Origin of the sequence: Microcoleus sp. Pol7_B2 (assembly GCF_036701035.1) — a bacterium.
Taxonomy (GTDB): Bacteria; Cyanobacteriota; Cyanobacteriia; order Cyanobacteriales; family Microcoleaceae; genus Microcoleus.
The window spans coordinates 1-8,225 of sequence record NZ_JAUBQB010000137.1 but is presented as its reverse complement, the minus strand read 5'-3'; the positions used below and the strand labels follow the sequence as shown (position 1 = coordinate 8,225).

At 42.6% G+C, this 8,225-nt stretch carries 8 protein-coding genes; 6 read left to right on the top strand and 2 right to left on the bottom strand.

The annotated features are described in order from the left end of the window. The first annotated feature begins 320 nt into the window (after nt 1–320). The 3 genes from secG (at nt 321) to QUA57_RS27590 (ending at nt 1,907) form a co-directional block, all read left to right on the top strand. A complete protein-coding gene (secG, locus tag QUA57_RS27600; RefSeq protein WP_190659521.1) occupies nt 321–560 on the top strand; it encodes a preprotein translocase subunit SecG in 240 nt (79 codons plus the stop codon). Between the two features lie 91 nt (nt 561–651). Next, on the top strand, nt 652–1,398 hold the full coding sequence (locus QUA57_RS27595) for a peptidase (RefSeq protein ID WP_333064942.1): 747 nt from the start codon (nt 652–654) through the stop codon (nt 1,396–1,398). A 74-nt stretch (nt 1,399–1,472) separates the two neighbouring features. After that, nucleotides 1,473–1,907: an NUDIX domain-containing protein gene (locus tag QUA57_RS27590; protein ID WP_333064943.1), complete on the top strand. Its 435-nt coding sequence runs from the start codon at nt 1,473–1,475 to the stop codon at nt 1,905–1,907. A gap of 300 nt (nt 1,908–2,207) precedes the next feature. Here the strand turns inward: QUA57_RS27590 and QUA57_RS27585 are convergent, their stop codons facing one another. Then, nucleotides 2,208–2,720, bottom strand: a complete 513-nt coding sequence (locus QUA57_RS27585) for a rhodanese-like domain-containing protein (RefSeq protein ID WP_333064944.1) — start codon at nt 2,718–2,720, stop codon at nt 2,208–2,210. 378 nt (nt 2,721–3,098) lie between these two features. Here QUA57_RS27585 and QUA57_RS27580 point away from each other — a divergent pair, with 378 nt between their 5' ends. From QUA57_RS27580 to QUA57_RS27570, 3 genes are read left to right on the top strand one after another with little or no spacing between them, the layout of a single operon-like run. Beyond that, nucleotides 3,099–3,821, top strand: a complete 723-nt coding sequence (locus QUA57_RS27580; protein ID WP_333064946.1) for a hypothetical protein — start codon at nt 3,099–3,101, stop codon at nt 3,819–3,821. Nucleotides 3,822–3,868: 47 nt separating this feature from the next. Continuing rightward, nucleotides 3,869–5,848 (top strand): P-loop NTPase fold protein, encoded by a 1,980-nt coding sequence (locus tag QUA57_RS27575; protein ID WP_333064948.1) that lies wholly within the window; start codon nt 3,869–3,871, stop codon nt 5,846–5,848. A 2-nt stretch (nt 5,849–5,850) separates the two neighbouring features. Then, the gene (locus QUA57_RS27570; protein ID WP_333064949.1) at nt 5,851–7,320 is read left to right on the top strand and encodes a DUF1802 family protein; all 1,470 of its coding nucleotides are present in this window, start codon (nt 5,851–5,853) and stop codon (nt 7,318–7,320) included. A gap of 59 nt (nt 7,321–7,379) precedes the next feature. Here QUA57_RS27570 and QUA57_RS27565 read toward each other — a convergent pair whose 3' ends face one another. Further along, nucleotides 7,380–8,150 (bottom strand): Uma2 family endonuclease, encoded by a 771-nt coding sequence (locus QUA57_RS27565; protein ID WP_333064951.1) that lies wholly within the window; start codon nt 8,148–8,150, stop codon nt 7,380–7,382. Between the last annotated feature and the right edge of the window lie 75 nt (nt 8,151–8,225).

Genomic DNA, 8,225 nt, shown 5'->3' with positions numbered 1-8,225 from the left:
AGTTAAATCCCGAGGGCGCGCATCAGCAAATAGCCCAATCCCCTAATTTATTATTCCGACAATAAATCCGCCCTGCTAGCCAAGGGCGGGCACGGGGGCACCGCCCCTACGAAGGGGGGAACCGGAAATGGATCGAAGTCCCCCTTTTTAAGGGGGATTTAGGGGGATCTGGGTTCAGGTAAAAACGAGATTTATCAAGGCTTTCAGGCGAGTGTTGACACCAATAGGCTCTTGGAGTGTCTCTGCATAAATTGTGTGCGATCGACCGAATTTGATATGATAATAAATTACCGATTACTAATTACCAATTACTCCAGATTATGAATATTGTTTCTGTGTTACAAGTTATCTGGTCTTTGTCTGCTTTAGGACTTGTGATTTTTGTGTTGCTGCACAGTCCTAAAGGCGATGGTATTGGAGGGATTGGCGGACAAGCTCAATTGTTTACCAGCGCCAAAAGTGCAGAAACGAGTCTGAACCGGATTACTTGGGGTCTGTCTATTGTTTTTATGGGTTTGACTGTAATTTTGAGTGCTGGTTGGTTGGCGCCTAAGTTATAAGATTTGGATTTTTAACCGCAGATGAACGCAGATAGACGCAGATAATATCAAGTTCATCTGCGTCTATCTGCGTCTATCTGCGGTTGCAAAAATGCGGTTGTGGAAAGTTAAGGTAAAACCTCGATTTCTGGCTGGTTTGGGATTGGCTGTATGTTGTTTTAGCCTGATAATTTTTACTCAGGTTAATACTCCGGCGGCGACTCTTTCTTCTCTCCCTAATAGTTTGCCGCCTCCACAGGTTCACCCTTTGCCGCCAACGCTAGCGAATTGGCAAGATTCCACAAATAGTGGTGATTATTTTGACCAGGTTAAGCCACCGAATTTCGGTTATTTGTTGTGGTCTAAGTTTCCGATTCAGGTTTATGTTGAGCGTCCAGTGGATGCTCATAAGTCGGAAGAATGGGTAGCGGCTGTGTTGGATGTGGTGCGGGAATGGGGGGTTTATTTGCCTTTGGAAGTGGTGGATAGTTCGGAGGTGGCTGATATTAGGATTTTACGTCGGGCTCCGCCTTTGCGTCAAGGAGTTTTGCGATCGCGCTCTGGAGAGGCTACCTATGAATTGTACGCCCGTCGGGATGGGGATAAAACTGTGTTATCTCATCGGTTTTCGGTTTATTTGAATCCGAATCAAGTGGGTAAGTATATTCCGGCGACGGCGCGGCACGAGTTGGGTCACGCTTTGGGAATTTGGGGTCACAGTTTGATGGAAACTGATGTGCTTTATTTTTCTCAGGTGAGAAATCCTCCGCCTATTTCAGCGAGGGATGTTAATACTTTGAAGCGGGTTTACGAACAGCAGACTCGCTTGGGGTGGGAATTTCAGAGAGTCGGCGATTGAAACCGCCTCTACACAAATTAAGTTCGCTTACGCCGACTAAAAAGACATAACAGTTAATAGGAAATATCAGAAAAATGAAAGATGAATGTTTTGGGATTGTGCCAATTTTTGGAAAAGAAGCTGATGCTTTGTTTTTGTTGATTCAACATCAAGCGGGACATTGGGCTTTTCCGAAAGGTCACGCGAATCCGGGGGAATCTCCTGCGGAAACGGCAAGACGGGAATTTCTGGAGGAAACTGGTATATCGGATTTTGAAATTCTGGATGAGCCTAGTTTTACGGAACACTATTCTTTTGTTAAGGATGGGGAGCCGATTGAAAAGACTGTCACTTATTTTTTAGGTTTTGTCAATTCGATGGAAGTTGTTTTGCAAGAGGAGGAAGTTCAAAATTCTGCTTGGCTTTCTTTTGAGGAAGCTGTTAAACGGATTACTTTTGATGCAAACCGCCTCATGTTTGGGGAAGTTAAGGCATATTTGGATGGCAGAAATTTAAGAGTCGGCGGTTGAAACCGCTACTAGACAAACGAAGTCACTCTGTAAGAGACTAAGAAAATTGAGGCAGGATTTGGTATAAGTCAATATGCTTCAGTTAAGCCCGATCCCCCTAGCCCCCCTTAAGAAGGGGGGGACAAGAAGTTACTCAAAGTCCCGCTTCTTAAGGGGGATTTAGGGCGCTCTCCGGGGAATAAACAGTTTTAACCCAAGCGTATTGGGGTATAAGTTCTGATAGAAAAACCCGGTAACTTTTGCGATACCGGGTTTATTAAGTGTCAGATTTTATGGGCGACTCCTGCCGCCAATCTGAGGTTATTTGTTGATTTTCTGAGCTTCGGCGTGGTGTTGCAAGCGAGAAAAAACGTTGTAGGCATCGGGGCCGGGAGTATCGTGTTCCAGAGCACCGTCGATAGGGCCATCGATGGCTTTCCAAGCAGGAATCCCGCCTTTTAGTTCGGCCACTTTTTGAAAGCCTGCTGCGCGGAGAAGATTGGCCGCTTCGGCGGTTTGTTGGTCGTTTTCGCCGTAGATGTAGATGTCGCGGATGGGTTCTAAACTCGATTGTGCTCTAGCGACTAATTCGTCCATTGGCATCATTACCGCGCCGGTAATGTGGCTTTTGGTGAAGCTTTCAAAATCACGAGCGTCGATGATTGTCAGTCCGGGTTCGCCCCAATCTAAACGGGCTTTGAGGTCGTGGCTAGATGCTTGAGCTTTTAAACCGGGAGGGGTCGGAGTAACGTCGGGAAGTTTTTCTTTGATGTCGGAAATTTGGTCGGGAATAGTTTTCATGGGTAAAATGTTGTTCAATGTTTTGATTGCCATTGCAATGTAACAAGAGGTTTAGGTTGAATTCGTCTTTCTAAAGGCTGAATCTGGCATTGAACTAAAGTCGCAGTTAAGCTGGGTTATAGGTGGTTGACTAAGGTTGGGATCGCTATATTTGTTGAGTTTGCTAGAGGAAAGCGGGCTGTGCTTCAGATTGTTTCATCGCATTTTCTGTGGAGAATTTGAAGTGCGATCGCTCGTTAGATTAGGTATTTTATCAAACGATTTCCTTTTAGTCAATCACAATTTTTTTAAAATGAAATTTGCCTAAGCTGTTTACAGCCTCGCGCGGGATTTTAGGGAAAAGTTGAAAAGTTTGTCAGCAAGATTTATGATAAAATTTGATACTAAGAACAAGTATTTAAAGGTATAGATATGTCAGAGAAAGATGAAATTGCGGTGTCTCAAACTTTGACACCTGAAGAGCAAGCGGTGTGGAATGCTAAGGCAAAAGTTCGGGTACTGCTGAATTTGTGGGATTTGGGCGGCGGGAAGATGAAGGTGAAAAAGGGGGATTTGACTAAGCGAATTGTGCGGACTAATGAGACGAGTCAGAGATATGTGGAAGTGCTCGGCGAGTTGCAGGCGACTGGGGCGATCGAGTATTCGCTGGTAAATCGGGTGACGCTGGTGGAATTGAGCGCTAAGGGGAAAGAAGTTTTAGCGCAGGGGCTCAAAAGTAAGGATTCTTTGTTTGAGTTTGATGGTTCTCAAATTGGTACTCGGCTGGGAAATTCTTTGTTGAAGTGGATTCGGCATCAGGATGGTGCGGCGAGTGTTGCTGTTGAGAAGGGGAAGGCGGATGTAGGGACGATCGCATCCTATGACGATTTTAAGGCTGTGGCGATCGATGTGTATGACAGCTTGAACCGGGATTATAACTTAGACGATTTAGTGCCGATTTATCGGATGCGTCGGGCGATCGGGGAAATGGTAGGGCGATCGGAGTTCAATGAGTGGCTGTTGGAAATGCAGGCTAATGACATTTTTCAGCTAATGGCAGGGGAAACCCCAGACATCACCCCAGATAAACGTGAAGACTCAATCATCATTCCTGGTGGTACATTGCGTTACTACGCCAAGCGCTTAAATCCATAAAATTGTTCTCAATCTTTTTGTAGTTCGTTACCTCACACCCGATAAGCATGAACAATATACCAGTTTCCCCGATAGAAGCCCTGAATGCTGCAATTCAAAATCACAATCCATTTAGCAAAGCTGGCATTGTCAAAGAGCAAGATATTTGGGGGAAAGGGTTCCCCGATCTTCCTACTCTAAATGCTCATGCTTCCGATGCAATTTTTCAGGCAGTTGAAAAAGTAAAGACAAGTCAATCTAGTCAAGAAAAGGTGACTTCACTGGTATTAACTGCTTCAATGGGAGTGGGTAAAAGCCACATTTTGAATCGTACTCGCCACAGGCTAGAAAGCAATGGTAATGCTTTATTCGTTTATGCGAGTGTTAATAATTACACAGACTTAAACTTTATCAACTACCAATTTCAGCAAACTTTAGTTAATAGTTTAAGTCGCCTAAGTAGCCAAGGTGTCATGCAATGCCAGGAAATAGCAGCAGCAATGGCTAACGAATGTTTCAAAGCTATTAATCCTGCTACACCCAATCTTTCTCCTCAAAAACTACTCGATCAGTTTGATCAAGTATGTGCTAGTTGGGCTACTAAAAATAAAAATTACATGAAAGCCCTAACTAAGCAATTTCTTAAGACAAGATCAAATGTAGACCCTTATATTCTTCGAGCTGTTTTGTGGACATTATCAGAAACTGAAACACCTTTTGCTATCAAATGGTTGTCTGGTGAAGAGTTAGATAAAGCTAAAGCTGAGGAACTAGGATTGCCGACTAATTCCGGCAAGACTAATCAGGATAGAGAAGTAGAATCTCTTAACAATGTCCAGAAAATTTTAAATTTGGTGAGTTACTACCGTCCTATCATCATTTGTTTTGATGAAATAGATGTAAATCGAGATTGGTGTAGCAGTGAGGGATTAACAACAGTGCAGGTAATTGCCACTCTAGTTAAGCGTTTGTACGATACTCTCGAACAATCAGAACTCAGTCAAGGTTTAGTTATTATCACAGTAATGGCACCCGATACTTGGCAAATAGTTAATCAGATGCCTGGTAGTATACCCGATCGAATTTCAACATACACGCAGCGAAAACCCATCGATTTAAACCAGTTGAATGGTGATTATTTAGTTGATTTAGTCAAACTATGGTTGCAAGATTTTTATGAGGTCAGAAATTTAAATCCTCCTCATCCGGTCTACCCATTTGAGGAAAGTCAACTGAGAGAATATGGCAGAGTTAAGCCAACTGTACGCGAAGCTTTGAGATGGTGTGCCGAGAATTTTAAAGTTTTTATGCCTCCAACGCCTGAACTTCCAGAATATCCTGCTGAACGGTTTGATCTTGCTTTTACCAAGGAACTTGAGGGAGACTTCCGAGATGATATGAAGGATAGTTTCACAATTGCTAATGCTATTTGCTTTGGTTTTGCAACCCTGAGAGATGAGACTGTGGATAATGTAAGAATAAATAACATTATGACAGATATTAAACCAAAATTACAAAATGCAGGTTGGATTAATTTCAAGATAATTGGTGTCGAAAATGGAAGAAAGGTAAAGATTGGTGTTGCAGTAATTCAAACTTCTCAATCTGACTTAGTTGCTGGATTAAAGCGCTTAATTGATTATCAAAAGTTTGATTTAACTCGCGGTTGTTTAGTCCGTTCCCAATCAAAAATAGAGAAAATGAGCAAAAACTCTCCAGCATACAAGCTACTAGAACAACTCGTATCAGTAGAAAAAGGCGGTGAGTTGGTGTACTTGATTGAAGAGCAAATAAAACCGTTATTGGCTCTCCGTGCTGTTTATGAAAAATGCACAGATTATAATTTAACCAAAGACGAGGTTGTTGATTTCATATCTCAGAAAAAGCTCACTTTTGACAATCTTTTACTGCGAGAAATTTTGAGCGATCCGTCGAATCAAATGCCTGTGGTTGATGATGAAGATGAACTCCAACTTTTAGAAGATTTTTTCAACCCTACCAGCAGTGATGATACAGATGATGGCGATCTAAGCGACCAATTTAGTTAAGTATGAACCAATCAATTTTGCTTCAAACAGCACTGGCTTTACCAGTTCCAGATATTGAAGCTTTAATCCAAGGACGCCTGATTGCAGCTATGCCTAGGATGTTTCTGAATCCGGGGCGGACATTTGCTTTGTATCCCGCTAATCTTTCGGTGGATTCGCTATCGGGCGATCGCTCTTATCGATCGCATTTTTTACCCGTTGCTCACAAGGCACTTGCTCAGTTAAATGCTGATCGAGTTTTGATAAAAGCTTGGGCTAAGTGCGAATTGTGCCAAATGGTTAATGATCCTGAATCATTAGAGGCTTTGTCGCTGTTAACAGTCTGGACAACAGAGGCATTACAGCAAATTCTCCAGCAGCGTCCTTTTATTTTTGTAGCTCATCTTCGCGTTTATTTGCTGCCTCAGCCGCTGGAAATGCCAGTGCATCCCAGTGGCAATTTTGTATCTTTGCCAAAATCCCTAACTGTTACTGACTCAACGCCTGTGTTGAGCGAGTCTATCTTTGCTAAACGCCATCAAAAGCTGGCAAAACTAGAGCCGCCAGAACATCCAGAATTGGAACAGTTGCAAAGTGCATTAGTGCATTTATCCACCACCAACCCAAAAGCCAAACAACTAGACGCAGAAATCAAAATGTTTCTAGGTTGGTCGGAAAAATTACCAGCAGCAAAACCAGATCCTGATTTAGATTGGATTAAAACGATCGCACAAATCGGAAACTCTAGCGATGGTAATACATTTGAAAAGTTAGTCCGCAAAAGTTTTATCAAGCTAGGATTTGCCAATTATAACACTAATCCGAAAGCTAGTCTCAATCCAGAATCAACAGGTGGCGCTGGTGGTTTGGACTTTTATTGCGAGACGCCCTATCCAGTAGCGGGAGAGTGCAAAGCTAGCAAACATGAAAGTGTACCTAATAGTGTAACGGCTCAACTAATTCATTTAGGTTTGACTCACTTGGGTCAAGATAAGTTCGATCGATCGGTTAAAATTATTTTGGCGGCTGGGCTTTTAACTAATCCAGCTAATCAAGCAGCTATTGGTAGTAAAATGAATGTAATTCGCCCGGAAACATTGCAAAGATTAGTTGAACTGAAAGCTAAGCAACCAGGTTCGATCGATTTATTACAGTTAAAACCTTGTTTGGAACAACAGCCGTTTGGTGAGGAAGCCGATGCTAAGGTTAATCGCTATATTGATGATGTGCGGGAAAAGCTTAAAGTGCGATCGCACATAGTTCAGCTAGTCAAAGACTTTTTGGAAAGAACAAAATCAACAAGTGTTGAATTTAATCAGCTTCACGGTGCTTATGCCTTTTCTATGTCGCCCCAACCTTTAAAATATGAAGAAATGCACCAAATTTTAATAGAACTTTCCTCACCTTTGACTGGTTACTTAGGGCGAATTAAAGGCGAAGATGTAGGGCGCGAGCGCTTTTATTTCCTGCGCGATTTGCCGCTAGATGATTGAGATTCGTCAAGGGCGATTCCCTACGGGATAGCTTCGCCGCGCGCACTTTATCCAATTTCCTACACAGCATCAGGATCTACCCCCAACTCCCGTAACCTCGCTGCCAACCTTTCAGTACGTTGATTCTCATCATCAGCTCGTTCACGTTGCGTTGCAGTTTGGTGTCTAAGTTCCTGCAATCGCGCTTGTTCGGCCTTAATTAACCCCTCTACTAATGGCGGATCTAAAATTTCATTGACTGATAATCTCAGATTGGGAAATACTACCGATTCCATTTCCTCACCCGGCAAGTAATTTACCTCTGTATAAATGTCATCACCTTCGAGAAATGCCATAACTCGCACCCGCTGTTTGTTTTCTGTCGGGTCAACAATTACATATTCCGGTACGTTAGCTTGTTCGTACTCTCCTCGTTTAGTTATATAGTCTGCCCGCCGATATTGGCTAACTACTTCTATTACTAATAACGCTGTTTCTTCCAAGTCAAGGATGCCCCCTCCGGGTCTAGCACCAGCTTGCTCCAAAAGACTTTTAGTGCAAACAACTACGTCAGGAATACGGGAGGAATTTTCTTCGGTTCTCACTCCTAAGCCTGTTTTTACTACTAAGTCAATATTGTGTTCAGCTAGGTAACGCTGCAATTTGCAAACTAAATATTCGCAAATTTTTATGTGTAAAACTGTTGCTGTTGCTAGCGGTATTAATTTGCCTTTGTACAGTTCGTATTTTACATCGTCATTGCTTTGATAAAATCGGTATTGTTCAAAAGTTAATGTCTGCGAAGTATCGAGCTGTTTTTCTGCGACGGCTGGCACAATAGATTGAGACATACAGCAAATTCCATGTAAATGTGGTACAGTACATTCAGTACATCAGCAGAAAAAATGAAAGCTTATTCGCTCGAG

Coding starts and splice junctions, on each gene's coding strand:
- QUA57_RS27595 (WP_333064942.1), top strand. CDS start 652: ATGCGGTTGTGGAAAGTTAAGGTAAAACCTCGATTTCTGGCTGGTTTG.
- secG (WP_190659521.1), top strand. CDS start 321: ATGAATATTGTTTCTGTGTTACAAGTTATCTGGTCTTTGTCTGCTTTA.
- QUA57_RS27565 (WP_333064951.1), bottom strand. CDS start 8,150: ATGTCTCAATCTATTGTGCCAGCCGTCGCAGAAAAACAGCTCGATACT.
- QUA57_RS27570 (WP_333064949.1), top strand. CDS start 5,851: ATGAACCAATCAATTTTGCTTCAAACAGCACTGGCTTTACCAGTTCCA.
- QUA57_RS27585 (WP_333064944.1), bottom strand. CDS start 2,720: ATGGCAATCAAAACATTGAACAACATTTTACCCATGAAAACTATTCCC.
- QUA57_RS27580 (WP_333064946.1), top strand. CDS start 3,099: ATGTCAGAGAAAGATGAAATTGCGGTGTCTCAAACTTTGACACCTGAA.
- QUA57_RS27590 (WP_333064943.1), top strand. CDS start 1,473: ATGAAAGATGAATGTTTTGGGATTGTGCCAATTTTTGGAAAAGAAGCT.
- QUA57_RS27575 (WP_333064948.1), top strand. CDS start 3,869: ATGAACAATATACCAGTTTCCCCGATAGAAGCCCTGAATGCTGCAATT.